This is a genomic window from Bacteroides sp. 3_1_23 (assembly GCF_000162555.1).
Classification (GTDB): Bacteria; Bacteroidota; Bacteroidia; order Bacteroidales; family Bacteroidaceae; genus Bacteroides; species Bacteroides ovatus.
Genome location: NZ_GG774955.1, coordinates 591,249 through 607,792, shown reverse-complemented (window position 1 = coordinate 607,792; position 16,544 = coordinate 591,249). Strand labels below are relative to the sequence as shown.

The following is a 16,544-nucleotide window of genomic DNA, read 5'->3' as shown; positions in this document are numbered from 1 at the left end:
ACTTGTAATTTGTAATTATAATAAAGACAATGAAAGCATTAACAAAAACAGATTTCAACTTTCCGGGACAGAAAAGCGTGTACCACGGAAAAGTGCGCGATGTGTACAACATCAACGGCGAAAAACTCGTCATGGTAGCAACCGACCGTATTTCGGCCTTTGACGTAGTACTTCCTGAAGGTATTCCTTACAAAGGACAAATGCTGAACCAGATTGCAGCTAAATTCCTCGATGCCACTACTGACATCTGTCCGAACTGGAAAATGGCTACTCCGGACCCAATGGTAACGGTAGGCGTATTGTGTGAAGGTTTTCCGGTAGAAATGATTGTACGCGGTTACCTGTGTGGTAGCGCATGGCGTACTTACAAAAGCGGCGTACGCGAAATTTGCGGCGTGAAGTTGCCGGACGGAATGCGCGAAAACCAGAAATTCCCGGAACCCATCGTTACTCCGACTACGAAAGCTGAAATGGGATTGCACGACGAAGACATCTCTAAAGAAGAAATCCTAAAACAAGGACTGGCTACTCCGGAAGAGTATGAAATTCTCGAAAAATATACATTAGCCCTTTTCAAACGCGGTACTGAAATCGCAGCAGAGCGCGGACTGATCCTCGTAGATACAAAATACGAATTCGGTAAGCACAATGGCACTATCTACCTGATGGACGAAATCCACACTCCGGATTCAAGCCGCTATTTCTACTCTGAAGGTTATCAGGAACGTTTCGAAAAAGGCGAACCGCAGAAACAACTTTCTAAAGAATTCGTTCGCGAATGGTTGATGGAAAACGGCTTCCAAGGCAAAGACGGTCAGAAAGTACCGGAAATGACTCCGGCTATCGTACAAAGTATCAGTGACCGCTACATCGAATTGTTCGAAAACATCACCGGTGAGAAATTCGTGAAAGAAGATACTAGCAATATCGCTGAACGTATATTCAAAAACGTCGAAACTTTTTTGAACAGCTGATAAGCGATAAATGACAGATAATAAATGATAGTTGATAGATGATAAATGATAGTTAATATGCAGCTTATCGCATATAACTATTAACTCTGTCATCTTCCAACTATCATTTATCAACTATCTTCTTCAACTATCAACTATCATTTATCAACTATCAACTAAAAAATGGATTACCCGCAACAACATATCAAGCCTTACGACGAAGAAGGAAAAAAGACCGAGCAAGTGGAACGTATGTTCGACAACATCGCACATGCCTACGACAAGCTGAACCATACCTTATCTTTAGGTATCGACCGCAGCTGGCGCAAAAAAGCTATTGCCTGGTTACACCCTTTTCAACCGCAGCGAATGATGGATGTAGCGACCGGTACAGGGGATTTTGCCATCCTCGCCTGCCGCAAACTGCAACCTGCCGAACTAATCGGCACGGACATCTCGGAAGGTATGATGAATGTGGGACGTGAAAAAGTAAAAAAGGAAGGACTGTCGGATAAAATATCTTTTGCCCGGGAGGACTGCACTTCACTCTCTTTTGCCGACAATGATTTTGACGCTATTACTGTAGCTTTCGGTATCCGCAACTTCGAAGACCTCGACAAAGGGCTCTCCGAGATGTGCCGCGTACTGAAACCGGGCGGTCATCTTGTTATTCTGGAACTTACCACTCCGGACCGCTTCCCGATGAAACAACTGTTTTCCATCTACTCTAAAGTCGTCATTCCATTATTGGGTAAGCTTCTATCCAAAGATAACAGTGCCTACCGCTATCTGCCGGACACCATCAAAGTATTTCCTCAAGGGGAAGTCATGAAAGGAGTCATCGCCCGAGCCGGTTTTAGCGAAGTCAACTTCAAACGGCTGACCTTTGGTATCTGCACTCTTTATACCGCAACCAAATAACCTAATAATGTAACCTTATGAAAACAACAAAATCAATTGGACTATTTCTACTCTGCATTTTTTGTTGTATCAATTTCACCTCTTGTGATCCGGCAAACAATGGAGGAGATGACCTAATATGGGATTTTGCTCCCATAGTTCTTTACATTTCAGTACAGGATGCTCAAGGCAATGACTTACTGAATCCACTCACCAAAGGCTCTATCGCCAATCAAGGAATAAAAGCGATCTACAAAGGGGAGACTTACGAAAAAGATGCTCCGCTAAACGAACGCACCAGAGCTTATATGGCCTATTTCACAGGTCTGCAAACAGGAGTAAGCAAAGACGGAAAATATTATCTGACTTTCGGGGAATTCAATGGCGATCATACATTCGATAATGAGAAAGTAGAAATAGACTGGAATGACGGAAAAGAACCATCTGTCATCACTTTTTCCAGTAAACTGACCTGGAAATCAAAGAAAGAACCCGTATTCGACCGGAAATTCTGCCTGAACGGACAAGAAATTGACCAGAAACAAGGTTTAGTAATTACCAGCCCCCCCTCTCAATCTGAACAGAAATTCGATATCGTTGCCGTAGAATATGGCATAGATGTAGAAACGGACGAAATTAAAGAAAAAATAAAAGCCGATTTAGAGAGTAAATCTCCCTATACCAATGGAGAATCATACAGTATATCTATTCAGGAAAAGAACTCCGGTACATATACATTACTCAATTCTGATGGCTTTCCTATAACAAAAAAGGAATTCGCAATCGAAGAAGCAGAAGCTCATGGTATGTATGGAATAACGACTGAAATAGCCAAAACTTGCAGACTTATTCCTCCTGACGACCAAATATACAACCATATAAAATTGAAATTAGGCATTGACGGCGAGAAGTCATCTAACACTTTCAATATCTTTATCGGCCGCCCTTATAATTTCTGGATATACGAAGATTTGACGGAATACTATAAAGACAAATACCCTGACGGTAAAGTAAAAGAAATAGTACGTCTTCTAAAAAGTAAACCCAATAACCCAACTAAGCAATAAATGATTATGGAAAAATATGGTTTAATCGGCTACCCTCTGCGACATTCTTTTTCTATCGGATACTTTAATGAGAAATTCAAATCCGAAGGTATCAATGCAGAGTATGTGAATTTTGAAATTCCCAGCATTAATAACTTCATGGAAGTTATCGAAGAGAATCCCAATTTATGCGGGCTTAATGTGACTATCCCCTACAAAGAACAAGTGATTCCTTTTTTGGATGAACTCGACCGTGATACCGCAAAGATAGGTGCTGTGAATGTCATTAAAATCATCCGCCAGCAGAAAGGGAAAGTCAAACTGGTTGGCTACAACTCCGACATCATCGGATTTACTCAATCCATTCAACCTTTATTGCAGCCTCATCACCAAAAAGCATTGATTCTGGGTACCGGCGGAGCTTCCAAAGCCGTCTACCACGGGCTGAAAAACCTGGGTATTGAAAGTATATTCGTATCACGCACCCACAAAGCCGATGATATGCTGACTTATGAGGAACTGACTCCCGAAATTATGGCAGAATATACAATCATCGTCAACTGTACTCCCGTAGGTATGTTTCCTAAGGTAGATTTCTGCCCTAATATTCCTTATGAGCTACTGACTCCAAACCATTTGCTCTATGATTTGTTATATAATCCGAATGTTACGCTGTTCATGAAAAAAGGAGAAGCACAAGGGGCTGTTGTTAAAAACGGTCTGGAAATGCTGCTGCTCCAGGCATTTGCCGCATGGGAGATATGGCATAAATAAGGATTAGAGAGAGTTTTTATGAGGAGAAAAGTTGTATATAGCATCATTATTATCATGCTGGCATTGACCGGCTGCACCATCGGAGGAAGTTTTTATATGTTAAACTTTTCATTGACTCCGAATGCCAAGATTTTGTCTAAAGATGCTGACTCTTATCCCTTCATGTATAGAAACTACCCTTTCCTACGTCCATGGGTGGACAGCCTGAAACAAGTGGATGCACTGAAAGATACATTCATCATCAATCCGCACGGAATACAACTTCATGCGTATTATGTTGCTGCTCCCCAACCCACCAGTAAGACAGCAGTCATTGTGCATGGACATACAGATAATGCTATCCGTATGTTTATGATTGGTTATCTGTATAATCGAGATTTAGGATATAACATATTACTTCCCGACCTGCAACATCAGGGAGAAAGTGAAGGCCCAGCCATCCAGATGGGATGGAAAGACCGTTGGGACGTATTGCAATGGATGAACATTGCCAATGAGATTTTCGGAGATAGTACACAAATGGTTGTACACGGCATTTCAATGGGAGGTGCGACAACCATGATGGTGTCCGGTGAGGAACAGAAACCATTTGTTAAATGCTTTGTGGAAGATTGCGGCTACACCAGTGTATGGGACGAATTCTCACATGAGCTTAAAGCTAGTTTCCACCTTCCCCCTTTTCCACTCATGTATACCACAAGCTGGCTTTGCGAGAAGAAATATGGATGGAATTTTAAAGAGGCTTCCTCACTGAAACAAGTAGCCAAATCACAGCTTCCGATGCTGTTTATTCACGGGGATAAAGACACGTATGTGCCTACCTGGATGGTATATTCGCTCTACGAAGCCAAACCGGGACCCAAAGAACTATGGATTGTTCCAGGAGCGGCTCATGCAGTTTCATACAAAGAGAATAAACAGGAATACACCGACCGAGTCCGTGCATTCGTCGGGCGATACATTCATTAAACCTATTATAACAAGGAGTTTTAGATTCATAACAGAAAAAGTTTCTATATTTGCAAACGTAAAATAATCGTTATGAAATCAATATTGACTTTTATACTAGCTACTTTTCTTCTGTTCCCACTACAAGCTCAAGAGAAAGTATACACGGTGGACAACCTCCCAAAAGTTCACCTGCAAAACAAAATGCAATATGTTTGCAACCCGGCCGGCATACTTTCACAGGCAGCTTGTGACAGTATAGACTCCATGCTTTATGCCTTGGAACAACAAACAGGAATTGAAACGGTGGTTGCCGTAGTTCCATCAATCGGAGAAGAAGATTGTTTCAACTTCTGCCATCAGTTACTTAATAAATGGGGTGTAGGGAAGAAAGATAAAAATAACGGATTGGTTATTTTGTTGGTTACAGATCAACGTTGTATCCAGTTTTATACCGGTTATGGTTTGGAAGGAGTGCTCCCCGATGCGATCTGTAAAAGGATTCAAACCAGATATATGATTCCTTACCTGAAAGACGGAAATTGGGATGCCGGAATGGTGGCCGGCCTAAAAGCGACTTGTCAGCGGCTTGACGGTTCTATGGAAAATGATGCTCTCTCCGATTCGAACAGCGGTGGTTCTTTTGATTTTGTTCTTGCCATTCTTTGTTTTATTGCTATTGGCGGAGGTCTTGCTTTCTTTTCGGCACGCAAACAAAGCCGTTGTCCGAATTGTGGTAAACATCAATTACAGAGAAGCGGAAGTGCTGTCGTATCCCGAATTAACGGGGTGAAAACCGAGGATGTTACCTATACATGTAGAAACTGCGGACATACCATCATACGCCGCCAACAAAGTTATGATAATGATTACCACCACCGGGGAGGTGGCGGAGGTGGTCCATTTATTGGAGGCTTCGGCGGAGGTAGTTTCGGAGGCGGAGGCGGTTTCGGTGGAGGCAGCTTTGGCGGAGGAATGGGAGGCGGTGGTGGTGCCGGCTCTCGTTTCTAAAATAAATGTTATCCAATGCCCTAGTTTCGAAATAAATTAGTAACTTTACCTAATGACTAAGACAGAAAAAATGAAAAAGAATAAAGAATATCAAGAAAAAAAAGAAACAAGAAAAAGTTGTCCATGAACCAACTGGTTCTTACGGTATGGATACCATCACCATGAGACAGAAAATTATGGAACGAGTAATGTTAATGGAAGATAATCAGCTCAAAGAAATGCTTCGATTCTCCAACGAATTGGAACAAAAATCATGGTTATTACCACATACTCAAGAAGAATTAGAGACCGCAATCAACAGAGGTATGGAAGATGTCAAGGCAGGAAGGATTGTTTCACATGAGGATGTTCTCAAATATTATATGAAATGACAAATATTGTTTGGACTCAATCGGCTTTGCAAACGCTAGAATTAGTTTATTTACAAACATTACAATATACAAAAAACGAACGTATAGCTGCTAAATTGCATAATAAACTTATCAAAGAAGCAGAGATACTTAAAACTTTCCCAAATGCGGGAAACATTCTAAACACTTCAGAAAGAGTTACACTCTGTTACAGAGCATTAGTAGTAGACACTAATTATAAACTTATTTATTACGTTGATGCTAATAAGGATGTAATCATTGTGACAGTCTGGGACGTTCGTCAAAACCCTGATAAATTAACAAAAACTATAGAATAATTAGAAACATGAAGAAGTCAATTATTATCATCTTAGCCGTTGTGGCTATCCTTGTCATATGGGCAGTAAGTGTATATAACGGTCTGGTTACTATGGACGAGAATGTTACCGGTAAATGGGCAAATGTAGAAACTCAATACCAACGTCGTGCCGACTTGATTCCTAATCTGGTAAACACAGTGAAAGGATATGCGACACATGAGAAGGAAACATTGGAAGGAGTTGTTGCCGCACGTAGCCAGGCTACTCAAATCAAAGTAGACGCTGCCGATCTGACACCGGAAAAGTTAGCGCAATATCAAAAGGCACAAGGTGCTGTAACATCAGCACTAGGCAAATTATTAGCTATTACCGAGAATTATCCGGATCTGAAAGCTAACCAGAACTTTCTGGAACTTCAAGCTCAACTGGAAGGAACAGAAAACCGCATCAATGTAGCACGCAAAGACTTCAATGATGCAGCACAAGCTTATAATACCAATATCCGCCGTTTCCCGAAGAATATTTTCGCGGGAATGTTCGGTTTCGATAAGAAAGCATATTTTGAAGCAGAGGAAGGTAGTGAGAAGGCTCCGAAAGTAGAATTCTAAAAAAATGATTTACAAAGAGAGAGACTAGATATTATCTGAAATATTTATTCTGACATTTTTTCATTAGATAAAACCCTTATATATTAAGAGTTAAAATCACAGTTTTCATTACTATGATTTTAACTCTTAATTTTCTATTATTATTCTCCTTTTCAAGAGAATATTCTAAAGTAAAATAGTTAATGATTAACATTTGCCAGTACCTAGTTGGCTGTACCAAAAAAAAGCTGTACTTTTGCAGCCGTATACAATATAATTCTATAACTCATGAGTAATCAACGATACATGATGCGTGGAGTAAGCGCATCAAAAGAAGATGTGCACAACGCCATCAAGAACATCGACAAAGGAATCTTTCCAAAAGCGTTTTGCAAAATTATCCCGGACATATTGGGAGGTGACCCGGAATATTGCAATATTATGCATGCCGATGGTGCCGGAACCAAATCATCTCTCGCTTATATGTACTGGAAAGAAACGGGTGATTTGTCCGTTTGGAAAGGTATTGCGCAGGATGCATTGATTATGAATATCGACGACCTGCTTTGTGTAGGTGCCGTAGACAATATTCTTGTCTCTTCTACCATTGGACGTAATAAACTGTTGATTCCCGGAGAAGTAATCTCCGCCATCATCAATGGAACAGATGAATTGCTGGCCGAACTCCGTGAAATGGGTGTAGGGGTATACGCAACCGGTGGTGAAACTGCTGATGTCGGCGACTTGGTTCGTACGATCATCGTTGACTCTACCGTAACTTGTCGCATGAAACGTTCAGACGTTATCGACAATGCCAATATTCGTCCGGGTGACGTGATCGTTGGTTTGGCTTCTTACGGACAAGCTACTTACGAAAAAGAATACAATGGCGGTATGGGCAGCAATGGTTTGACAAGTGCCCGTCACGATGTATTCGGAAAATATCTTGCTGAAAAATATCCGGAAAGCTATGATGCCGCAGTTCCTGAAGAATTAGTTTACTCCGGCAAGTTAAAATTGATAGACAGTGTAGAAGACTCTCCAATTGATGCAGGCAAGTTAGTGCTCTCCCCTACTCGTACATACGCACCAGTAGTGAAGAAATTACTCGATGCACTGCGCCCGGAAATCCACGGAATGGTGCACTGCTCCGGTGGTGCACAAACCAAAGTTTTACACTTTGTTGAAAACGTTCGTGTAGTAAAGGATAATCTTTTCCCTGTTCCTCCTTTATTCAAAACTATTCAAGAACAAAGTGGTACGGACTGGGCAGAAATGTACAAGGTATTCAATATGGGACATCGCCTCGAAGTTTATTTGTCACCGGAACATGCAGAAGAAGTAATTGCTATTTCCGAGTCATTCGGTATTCCGGCACAGATTGTAGGACGTGTTGAAGCATGTGAGCAAACAGAATTAATCATTAAGAGCGAATTCGGAGAATTTAGATACTAAAGAATGGCAGATAACAGTACCATATTAGAAAAATTAGACGGACTCGTAGCCCGTTTTGAAGAAATATCTACCCTTATCACAGACCCGGCAGTGATTGCCGATCAGAAACGTTATGTCAAGTTGACTAAAGAATATAAGGAATTAGACGACTTGATGAAAGCAAGGAAAGAATATATCCAATTACTGGGTAATATTGAAGAAGCTAAAAATATCCTTGCTAATGAATCGGATGCTGAAATGCGCGAGATGGCGAAAGAAGAAATGGACAATAGTCAAGAGCGCCTTCCGGTATTGGAAGAAGAAATCAAACTGATGCTTGTCCCTGCCGATCCGCAAGACAGCAAGAACGCAATTCTTGAAATCCGTGGCGGTGCAGGAGGTGATGAAGCAGCTATCTTTGCCGGTGACCTCTTTCGTATGTATGCCAAATTCTGTGAAACCAAAGGTTGGAAGATGGAAGTCTCCAATGCAAACGAAGGAACAGCAGGAGGATTCAAAGAAGTTGTTTGTAGTGTCACGGGCGATAATGTATATGGAATTTTAAAATATGAATCGGGAGTACACCGCGTACAGCGCGTTCCTGCTACCGAAACACAAGGACGTGTTCATACTTCTGCCGCATCAGTGGCGGTACTTCCCGAAGCTGAAGAATTCGATGTAGTCATCAACGAAGGAGAAATCAAATGGGATACTTTCCGAAGTGGTGGTGCCGGTGGACAGAATGTAAATAAGGTAGAATCCGGAGTACGTCTGCGTTATATCTGGAAGAACCCGAATACAGGCATTGCCGAAGAAATACTTATTGAATGTACCGAAACACGTGACCAACCGAAAAATAAGGAACGTGCTTTGGCCCGTCTCCGTACATTTATCTATGACAAGGAACATCAGAAATACATCGATGACATTGCCTCTAAACGTAAAACAATGGTATCGACCGGAGACCGTTCTGCTAAAATCCGCACCTACAACTATCCACAGGGACGAATCACCGATCATCGCATCAATTACACGATTTATAATCTTGCTGCATTCATGGACGGGGATATTCAAGACTGTATCGACCACCTGATCGTAGCAGAAAACGCGGAACGCTTGAAAGAAAGCGAACTTTAGAAAAATGAAGAGTTGATAGTTGAGAATGATTTCTTAGAAATAGTCAATAGTAAATTGTATAATAGTAAATAATAAGATGGATAAGCAACAATTATTTGAAAACATAAAGCGCAAAAAATCATTCCTTTGTGTAGGACTTGATACTGACATCAAGAAAATCCCGGAGCATCTGTTGAAAGAAGAAGATCCGATCTTTGCATTCAACAAGGCCATCATTGACGCGACAGCTGATTTGTGCATCGCCTATAAACCCAATCTAGCTTTCTATGAAAGCATGGGCGTAAAAGGATGGATCGCATTTGAAAAGACAGTAAAATACATCAAAGATAATTATCCGGACCAATTCATCATCGCTGACGCAAAGCGTGGTGACATCGGAAATACTTCTGCAATGTATGCCCGCACCTTCTTTGAAGAACTTAATATCGACTCTGTAACGGTAGCTCCTTATATGGGCGAAGACAGCGTTACTCCATTCCTTACCTATGAAGGTAAATGGGTGATCCTGTTGGCATTGACTTCCAACAAAGGTTCGCATGACTTCCAATTAACAGAAGATGTAAACGGCGAACGTCTGTTCGAGAAAGTATTACGTAAATCACAAGAATGGGCTAGTGACGACCGTATGATGTATGTGGTAGGTGCTACTCAAGGACGCGCTTTCGAAGATATTCGTAAAATTGTTCCGAACCATTTCCTTCTCGTACCAGGTGTAGGAGCACAAGGCGGCTCGCTCGAAGAAGTTTGTAAATACGGAATGAACAGTACATGCGGATTAATTGTTAACTCCTCACGTGGTATTATCTACGTAGATAAAACAGAGAAATTTGCAGAAGCTGCCCGCACCGCCGCACAAGAAGTACAGGCGCAAATGGCTGAACAACTCAAAGCAATTCTCTGAAAAGAGAAAAAGGATCTCTAAAGAAAACGAATGCCTTACGAAAGAAAGATAATTAACGACCCCGTATTCGGGTTCATCAATATTCCAAAGGGGTTACTGTACGATATAGTACGGCATCCCCTTTTGCAGCGTCTTACCCGCATCAAGCAGGTAGGATTATCATCTGTTGTATACCCCGGTGCGCAACACACCCGCTTCCAACACTCTTTAGGTGCTTTTCACCTGATGAGTGAAGCTATCACCCAACTGGCTTCTAAAGGTAATTTTATTTTTGACAGCGAAGCGGAAGCTGTACAGGCGGCCATCCTGTTACATGATATAGGACATGGTCCCTTCTCACATGTACTGGAAGATACTATAGTAAAAGGAGTCTCCCACGAAGAGATTTCCCTCATGCTGATGGAACGGATGAACAAAGAGATGAACGGTCAGCTTAGTCTTGCCATCCAAATCTTCAAGGACGAATATCCGAAACGCTTTCTACATCAACTCGTAAGCGGTCAGTTGGATATGGACAGACTTGATTATCTTCGCCGTGACAGCTTTTATACAGGCGTGACAGAAGGAAACATCGGTTCCGCCCGAATTATCAAAATGCTTGATGTAGCGGATGACCGACTCGTTATCGAATCCAAAGGGATCTATTCTATCGAGAATTTCCTCACGGCACGTCGCTTGATGTACTGGCAAGTATACCTGCATAAGACATCCGTCGCATACGAAAAGATGCTGATTAGTACTCTATTACGTGCCAAAGAACTGGCATCACAAGGAGTGGAACTGTTTGCATCACCCGCATTGCGTTTTTTCCTTTACAATGATATCAATCCTACGGAGTTTTATAACAATCCCGACTGTCTGGAGAATTTTATCCAGCTAGACGACAATGATATATGGACAGCCTTGAAAGTGTGGAGCACCCATACAGACAAGGTAATTTCTACTTTAAGCACGGGAATGATAAACCGAAATATCTTTAAAGTGGAAATTTCGTCGGAACCTATTAGTGAGGACAGAAAAAAAGAATTAACTTTGCACATCAGCCAGCAACTAGGCATAACCCTTTCCGAAGCGAACTATTTTGTCTCTACCCCCAGCATCGAAAAGAATATGTATGACCCGGCAGATGACAGTATTGACATTATCTACAAAGACGGTACTATCAAAAATATTGCCGAAGCATCGGACATGCTGAACATCTCATTATTGTCCAAAAAGGTAAAGAAATACTATCTCTGCTATCAGAGATTACACAGATAAGTATAAAATATTCATGCAATAACACGGAAATCTGAAAAAAAAATCCGTTATTTGTGAACTAATTAAATTTTAAATTAAAGACATGGAGTTCTCGGCTAAGCAAATTGCAGCATTTATCCAAGGGGAAATCATTGGAGACGAAAACGCTACGGTACACACATTCGCTAAAATTGAAGAGGGAATGCCCGGAGCAATTTCTTTCCTGTCAAATCCCAAATATACACCTTACATCTACGAGACACAATCAAGCATTGTCCTGGTTAATAAGGACTTCACTCCCGAGCACGAAATTAAAACTACTCTGATAAAAGTAGACAATGCATATGAAAGTCTGGCTAAATTGCTCAATCTTTATGAGATGAGCAAGCCTAAGAAACAAGGTATAGATTCATTAGCTTTCGTTGCACCCAGCGCCAAAATTGGTGAGAACGTATACATCGGTGCATTTGCCTATATTGGTGAAAATACCGTGATTGGAGATAATACCCAAATTTATCCACACACTTTTGTTGGAGACGGCGTGAAGATAGGCAACAGTTGCTTGCTGTACTCCAATGTAAATGTTTATCATGATTGCCGCATAGGTAACGAATGTATCCTGCACTCGGGTGCAGTGATTGGAGCTGACGGATTTGGTTTTGCTCCCACTCCGAATGGATACGATAAGATTCCGCAAATCGGAATTGTTATTCTGGAAGATAAAGTAGATATAGGTGCTAATACTTGTGTAGACCGTGCTACAATGGGAGCTACGGTAGTGCATAGTGGTGTCAAATTAGACAATCTGATACAAATAGCACATAATGATGAAATAGGTTCACATACCGTAATGGCTGCACAAGCCGGAATTGCCGGTTCTACCAAAATTGGTGAATGGTGTATGATCGGAGGTCAGGTAGGTATTGCAGGACATTCCAAAATAGGAGACAAAGTTGGTTTAGGTGCACAGTCAGGTGTACCCGGAGACATTAAATCCGGTAGCCAGCTTATCGGAACTCCTCCTATGGAACTGAAGCAATACTTCAAAGCATCCGTCGCACAAAGAAGCTTACCGGATATGCAGAAAGAATTGCGTAATTTGCGCAAAGAAATAGAAGAATTAAAACAACTATTAAATAAGTAAATAAGTAACCAATGCTGAAACAAAAAACGCTGAAAGATAGCTTTTCACTGAGCGGGAAAGGTCTTCACACTGGACTTGATCTCACTGTAACATTTAATCCTGCTCCGGACAATCATGGATATAAAATCCAGCGCATTGACGTAGAAGGACAACCAACTATCGATGCAGTAGCCGACAATGTGACAGAAACCACTCGTGGTACTGTATTGTCGAAGAATGGAGTCAAAGTAAGCACCGTTGAACATGGTATGGCAGCCCTCTACGCATTGGGCATTGATAACTGCCTTATTCAGGTTAACGGACCGGAATTTCCTATTTTAGATGGTAGTGCACAATATTATGTACAAGAAATAGAACGTGTAGGAACAGTAGAACAAAATGCCGTCAAAGACTTTTATATTATCAAGTCTAAAATTGAGTTCCGGGATGAAACGACTGGTTCTTCTATCATCGTACTTCCTGACGAGAATTTCAGTCTGAATGTACTGGTTTCTTACGATTCAACCATTATCCCGAATCAGTTTGCTACACTTGAGGATATGCATAATTTCAAAGACGAAGTGGCCGCCAGCCGTACTTTCGTCTTTGTTCGCGAAATAGAACCGCTGCTCTCCGCTGGATTGATTAAAGGGGGTGACCTGGACAATGCAATCGTAATCTACGAGCGTAAGATGTCACAGGAAAGTTTCGACAAGTTGGCAGATGTGATGAGAGTACCTCACATGGACGCTGAACAATTAGGCTATATCAATCACAAACCGTTGGTTTGGGCAAACGAATGTGCCCGCCACAAATTGTTGGATGTGATCGGTGACCTTGCTTTAATCGGTAAACCGATAAAAGGCCGGATCATTGCTACCCGTCCCGGACATACTATCAATAATAAGTTTGCACGCCAAATGCGGAAAGAAATCCGTTTGCACGAAATACAGGCGCCAAGTTACGACTGTAACCGTGAGCCGGTAATGGATGTAAACCGTATCCGCGAATTATTGCCACACCGCTATCCTTTCCAACTGGTTGACAAAGTGATTGAGATTGGTGCTAACTACATTGTAGGTATCAAAAATATCACAGCTAACGAACCTTTCTTTCAGGGACATTTCCCACAAGAACCTGTTATGCCGGGAGTACTTCAAGTAGAAGCAATGGCACAAGTCGGTGGTTTACTCGTTTTGAATTCAGTAGACGAACCTGAACGTTATTCTACCTATTTCATGAAAATAGATGGAGTAAAATTTCGCCAGAAAGTAGTGCCGGGAGATACTATTATCTTCCGTGTAGAAATGCTGGCACCTATCCGCCGTGGCATCTCTACTATGAAAGGATATGCATTTGTTGGCGAGAAAGTTGTTTGCGAAGCAGAGTTCATGGCACAAATAGTGAAAAATAAGTAATAATTGATATATTAAAAGCATGATAAGTCCTTTAGCGTATATTCATCCCGAAGCTAAAATTGGGGAAAATGTAGAAATTGCGCCTTTTGTATTTATAGATAAGAACGTAGTTATCGGCGACAACAATAAAATTATGGCTAACGCCAATATTTTATATGGTTCACGTATTGGTAACGGAAACACTATTTTTCCGGGTGCCGTAATCGGAGCCATTCCGCAGGACCTTAAGTTTCGCGGTGAGGAATCGACAGCCGAAATCGGGGATAATAATCTGATTCGTGAAAATGTAACAATCAACCGTGGTACAGCAGCTAAAGGGCGCACGATTGTAGGAAATAACAATTTACTGATGGAGGGTGTACACGTAGCACACGACGCATTGGTTGGTAACGGATGTATCATCGGTAACTCTACCAAAATGGCAGGTGAAATCATCATTGATGATAATGCGATTGTCAGCGCTAATGTATTGATGCACCAATTCTGTCATGTAGGGAGTCATGTAATGATTCAGGGCGGATGCCGCTTCAGTAAAGATATTCCTCCTTACATCATCGCAGGACGCGAACCGATTGCTTTTAGTGGAATCAACATCATCGGCCTGCGTCGTCGTGGTTTTGCCAATGAAGTGATCGAAAGTATTCACAATGCATATCGTATCATTTATCAAAGTGGTTTAAACACGACAGAAGCATTGAAAAAAATAGAAGATGAATTTGAAAAAAGTCCGGAAATTGACTATATTATCGATTTCATCCGTAATTCAGAACGTGGTATCATTAAATAAACAGTTCAAAATAGTCATATTATGATATACAGATTTACTATCATATCTGATGAAGTTGACGATTTTGTCAGAGAAATACAAATTGATCCGGAAGCTACTTTTTATGACTTCCATGAAGCAATACTGAAATCAGTAGGGTACACAAACGACCAGATGACTTCTTTCTTTATCTGCGATGACGATTGGGAAAAAGGAAAAGAAGTAACCTTGGAAGAAATGGACGACAATCCGGAAATAGATAGCTGGGTAATGAAAGACACTACTATCAGTGAACTGGTAGAAGATGAAAAACAGAAACTGCTATATGTATTCGATTACATAACAGAACGTTGTTTCTTCATCGAACTATCCGAAATTATCACCGGAAAAGATATGGATGGCGCCAAATGTACCAAGAAATCAGGAGATGCTCCTAAACAAACGGTAGATTTTGAAGAAATGGCCGCTGCCAGCGGTTCTCTTGATCTGGATGAAAACTTCTATGGAGACCAGGACTTCGACATGGAAGACTTCGATCAGGAAGGATTTGACATAGGTGGTGACACTAGCAGCCCATACGAAGAAGAAAAATTTTAAGTATTAAGCATCAAGTATTAGGTATTAATTGCTATGTAGTGTCAAGCAGTTAATACCTAATATTTTTTTAGTCCCGTACGCTTTAATACTTAATATTTCTATACTTAATACTTAAAAATCTATGCCTACTCTCATTGTTCTTATAGGCCCTACAGGTGTGGGGAAAACGGAGTTGAGCCTGCGCTTGGCAGAAACATTTCAGACAAGTATTGTATCTGCCGATTCGAGACAGCTTTATGCCGAATTAAAAATAGGTACGGCAGCTCCTACTCCCGACCAACTCAAACGTGTCCCCCATCAACTGGTCGGCACGCTCCACCTCACAGACTATTACAGCGCTGCCCAATACGAAACAGAAGCACTGGAGATTCTGGAGAAATTATTCACGCAACACGAAGTCGTGATTCTCACTGGTGGCTCAATGATGTATGTAGACGCTATCTGTAAGGGAATTGACGATATTCCTACCGTTGATGCGGAAACCCGTCAAATCATGTTACAAAAGTATGAAGAGGAAGGCCTTGAACAACTCTGCGCAGAACTTCGACTGTTAGATCCGGAATATTACCGGATTGTAGATCTGAAGAATCCCAAGCGAGTGATTCATGCGTTGGAGATTTGCTATATGACCGGACGCACTTATACTTCTTTTCGCACCCAACAAAAAAAACAGCGTCCTTTCCGTATTCTGAAAGTCGGCCTGACTCGTGATCGGGAAGAACTTTATGACCGTATCAACCGTCGGGTAGACCAGATGATGGAGGAAGGATTATTGGAAGAAGTACGTTCCGTACTTCCCTATCGTCACCTCAATTCACTCAATACAGTAGGCTATAAAGAACTGTTCAAATATCTGGACGGAGAATGGGAACTCCCCTTTGCTATAGACAAAATCAAGCAAAACTCCCGCATTTATTCGCGTAAACAAATGACCTGGTTCAAAAGAGATGAAGAAATAAAATGGTTCCACCCGGAACAAGAAACGGAGATACTAGCGTACCTCCGTCAATCTTTATAACATTATATTTTGACAATATTTA

18 protein-coding genes are annotated in these 16,544 nt (G+C 41.4%); all 18 read left to right on the top strand.

Going from position 1 to position 16,544, the window contains the following annotated elements; genetic code table 11:
- The first annotated feature begins 29 nt into the window (after window positions 1-29).
- The 18 genes from HMPREF9010_RS04540 to miaA all read left to right on the top strand — a co-directional run bounded on the left by HMPREF9010_RS04540 (window position 30) and on the right by miaA (window position 16,522).
- Window positions 30-974: a phosphoribosylaminoimidazolesuccinocarboxamide synthase gene (locus HMPREF9010_RS04540; RefSeq protein ID WP_004301731.1), complete on the top strand. Its 945-nt coding sequence runs from the start codon at window positions 30-32 to the stop codon at window positions 972-974.
- A gap of 162 nt (window positions 975-1,136) precedes the next feature.
- Window positions 1,137-1,874 (top strand): bifunctional demethylmenaquinone methyltransferase/2-methoxy-6-polyprenyl-1,4-benzoquinol methylase UbiE, encoded by a 738-nt coding sequence (ubiE, locus tag HMPREF9010_RS04545; RefSeq protein WP_004308553.1) that lies wholly within the window; start codon window positions 1,137-1,139, stop codon window positions 1,872-1,874.
- A 17-nt stretch (window positions 1,875-1,891) separates the two neighbouring features.
- On the top strand, window positions 1,892-2,920 hold the full coding sequence (locus tag HMPREF9010_RS04550; RefSeq protein ID WP_004308551.1) for a hypothetical protein: 1,029 nt from the start codon (window positions 1,892-1,894) through the stop codon (window positions 2,918-2,920).
- Window positions 2,921-2,926: 6 nt separating this feature from the next.
- Window positions 2,927-3,673 carry a shikimate dehydrogenase family protein gene (locus HMPREF9010_RS04555; RefSeq protein WP_004304542.1) on the top strand — a complete coding sequence of 249 codons (747 nt, stop codon included), beginning with the start codon at window positions 2,927-2,929 and terminating at the stop codon, window positions 3,671-3,673.
- An 18-nt stretch (window positions 3,674-3,691) separates the two neighbouring features.
- A complete protein-coding gene (locus tag HMPREF9010_RS04560) occupies window positions 3,692-4,642 on the top strand; it encodes an alpha/beta hydrolase (RefSeq protein WP_004301723.1) in 951 nt (316 codons plus the stop codon).
- Between the two features lie 72 nt (window positions 4,643-4,714).
- Window positions 4,715-5,632 (top strand): TPM domain-containing protein, encoded by a 918-nt coding sequence (locus HMPREF9010_RS04565; RefSeq protein ID WP_004304539.1) that lies wholly within the window; start codon window positions 4,715-4,717, stop codon window positions 5,630-5,632.
- Window positions 5,633-5,808: 176 nt separating this feature from the next.
- Window positions 5,809-6,003 (top strand): hypothetical protein, encoded by a 195-nt coding sequence (locus HMPREF9010_RS26630; protein ID WP_232284373.1) that lies wholly within the window; start codon window positions 5,809-5,811, stop codon window positions 6,001-6,003.
- Window positions 6,000-6,320, top strand: coding sequence for a type II toxin-antitoxin system RelE/ParE family toxin (locus HMPREF9010_RS04570; RefSeq protein ID WP_008650854.1), 321 nt, complete (start codon window positions 6,000-6,002; stop codon window positions 6,318-6,320). The genes HMPREF9010_RS26630 and HMPREF9010_RS04570 overlap by 4 nt, the downstream gene beginning before the upstream one ends.
- An 8-nt stretch (window positions 6,321-6,328) precedes the next feature.
- Entirely contained in the window at window positions 6,329-6,910 is a 582-nt protein-coding gene (locus HMPREF9010_RS04575) for a LemA family protein (RefSeq protein ID WP_008650853.1), read from the top strand.
- 267 nt (window positions 6,911-7,177) lie between these two features.
- Window positions 7,178-8,344, top strand: coding sequence for an AIR synthase-related protein (locus tag HMPREF9010_RS04580; RefSeq protein WP_004304535.1), 1,167 nt, complete (start codon window positions 7,178-7,180; stop codon window positions 8,342-8,344).
- 3 nt (window positions 8,345-8,347) lie between these two features.
- Window positions 8,348-9,460, top strand: coding sequence for a peptide chain release factor 1 (gene prfA / locus HMPREF9010_RS04585; protein WP_004304534.1), 1,113 nt, complete (start codon window positions 8,348-8,350; stop codon window positions 9,458-9,460).
- A 76-nt stretch (window positions 9,461-9,536) separates the two neighbouring features.
- On the top strand, window positions 9,537-10,361 hold the full coding sequence (gene pyrF, locus HMPREF9010_RS04590; RefSeq protein ID WP_004304532.1) for an orotidine-5'-phosphate decarboxylase: 825 nt from the start codon (window positions 9,537-9,539) through the stop codon (window positions 10,359-10,361).
- 30 nt (window positions 10,362-10,391) lie between these two features.
- Window positions 10,392-11,621, top strand: coding sequence for an HD domain-containing protein (locus HMPREF9010_RS04595; RefSeq protein WP_008650845.1), 1,230 nt, complete (start codon window positions 10,392-10,394; stop codon window positions 11,619-11,621).
- A gap of 82 nt (window positions 11,622-11,703) precedes the next feature.
- A complete protein-coding gene (lpxD, locus tag HMPREF9010_RS04600; RefSeq protein WP_004304530.1) occupies window positions 11,704-12,744 on the top strand; it encodes a UDP-3-O-(3-hydroxymyristoyl)glucosamine N-acyltransferase in 1,041 nt (346 codons plus the stop codon).
- Window positions 12,745-12,755: 11 nt separating this feature from the next.
- Window positions 12,756-14,141, top strand: a complete 1,386-nt coding sequence (locus HMPREF9010_RS04605) for a bifunctional UDP-3-O-[3-hydroxymyristoyl] N-acetylglucosamine deacetylase/3-hydroxyacyl-ACP dehydratase (protein ID WP_004304529.1) — start codon at window positions 12,756-12,758, stop codon at window positions 14,139-14,141.
- Window positions 14,142-14,160: 19 nt separating this feature from the next.
- A complete protein-coding gene (lpxA, locus tag HMPREF9010_RS04610; RefSeq protein WP_004324969.1) occupies window positions 14,161-14,928 on the top strand; it encodes an acyl-ACP--UDP-N-acetylglucosamine O-acyltransferase in 768 nt (255 codons plus the stop codon).
- Between the two features lie 21 nt (window positions 14,929-14,949).
- Window positions 14,950-15,504, top strand: a complete 555-nt coding sequence (locus HMPREF9010_RS04615; RefSeq protein WP_008650842.1) for an IS1096 element passenger TnpR family protein — start codon at window positions 14,950-14,952, stop codon at window positions 15,502-15,504.
- Between the two features lie 121 nt (window positions 15,505-15,625).
- A complete protein-coding gene (gene miaA, locus HMPREF9010_RS04620; protein ID WP_008650840.1) occupies window positions 15,626-16,522 on the top strand; it encodes a tRNA (adenosine(37)-N6)-dimethylallyltransferase MiaA in 897 nt (298 codons plus the stop codon).
- Window positions 16,523-16,544 lie beyond the last annotated feature (22 nt).

Excerpts from the sequence above, each read along its gene's own strand:
- HMPREF9010_RS04540 (WP_004301731.1), top strand. The coding sequence starts at position 30 with ATGAAAGCATTAACAAAAACAGATTTCAACTTTCCGGGACAGAAAAGC.
- ubiE (WP_004308553.1), top strand. The coding sequence starts at position 1,137 with ATGGATTACCCGCAACAACATATCAAGCCTTACGACGAAGAAGGAAAA.
- HMPREF9010_RS04550 (WP_004308551.1), top strand. The coding sequence starts at position 1,892 with ATGAAAACAACAAAATCAATTGGACTATTTCTACTCTGCATTTTTTGT.
- HMPREF9010_RS04555 (WP_004304542.1), top strand. The coding sequence starts at position 2,927 with ATGGAAAAATATGGTTTAATCGGCTACCCTCTGCGACATTCTTTTTCT.
- HMPREF9010_RS04560 (WP_004301723.1), top strand. The coding sequence starts at position 3,692 with ATGAGGAGAAAAGTTGTATATAGCATCATTATTATCATGCTGGCATTG.
- HMPREF9010_RS04565 (WP_004304539.1), top strand. The coding sequence starts at position 4,715 with ATGAAATCAATATTGACTTTTATACTAGCTACTTTTCTTCTGTTCCCA.
- HMPREF9010_RS26630 (WP_232284373.1), top strand. The coding sequence starts at position 5,809 with ATGGAACGAGTAATGTTAATGGAAGATAATCAGCTCAAAGAAATGCTT.
- HMPREF9010_RS04570 (WP_008650854.1), top strand. The coding sequence starts at position 6,000 with ATGACAAATATTGTTTGGACTCAATCGGCTTTGCAAACGCTAGAATTA.
- HMPREF9010_RS04575 (WP_008650853.1), top strand. The coding sequence starts at position 6,329 with ATGAAGAAGTCAATTATTATCATCTTAGCCGTTGTGGCTATCCTTGTC.
- HMPREF9010_RS04580 (WP_004304535.1), top strand. The coding sequence starts at position 7,178 with ATGAGTAATCAACGATACATGATGCGTGGAGTAAGCGCATCAAAAGAA.
- prfA (WP_004304534.1), top strand. The coding sequence starts at position 8,348 with ATGGCAGATAACAGTACCATATTAGAAAAATTAGACGGACTCGTAGCC.
- pyrF (WP_004304532.1), top strand. The coding sequence starts at position 9,537 with ATGGATAAGCAACAATTATTTGAAAACATAAAGCGCAAAAAATCATTC.
- HMPREF9010_RS04595 (WP_008650845.1), top strand. The coding sequence starts at position 10,392 with ATGCCTTACGAAAGAAAGATAATTAACGACCCCGTATTCGGGTTCATC.
- lpxD (WP_004304530.1), top strand. The coding sequence starts at position 11,704 with ATGGAGTTCTCGGCTAAGCAAATTGCAGCATTTATCCAAGGGGAAATC.
- HMPREF9010_RS04605 (WP_004304529.1), top strand. The coding sequence starts at position 12,756 with ATGCTGAAACAAAAAACGCTGAAAGATAGCTTTTCACTGAGCGGGAAA.
- lpxA (WP_004324969.1), top strand. The coding sequence starts at position 14,161 with ATGATAAGTCCTTTAGCGTATATTCATCCCGAAGCTAAAATTGGGGAA.
- HMPREF9010_RS04615 (WP_008650842.1), top strand. The coding sequence starts at position 14,950 with ATGATATACAGATTTACTATCATATCTGATGAAGTTGACGATTTTGTC.
- miaA (WP_008650840.1), top strand. The coding sequence starts at position 15,626 with ATGCCTACTCTCATTGTTCTTATAGGCCCTACAGGTGTGGGGAAAACG.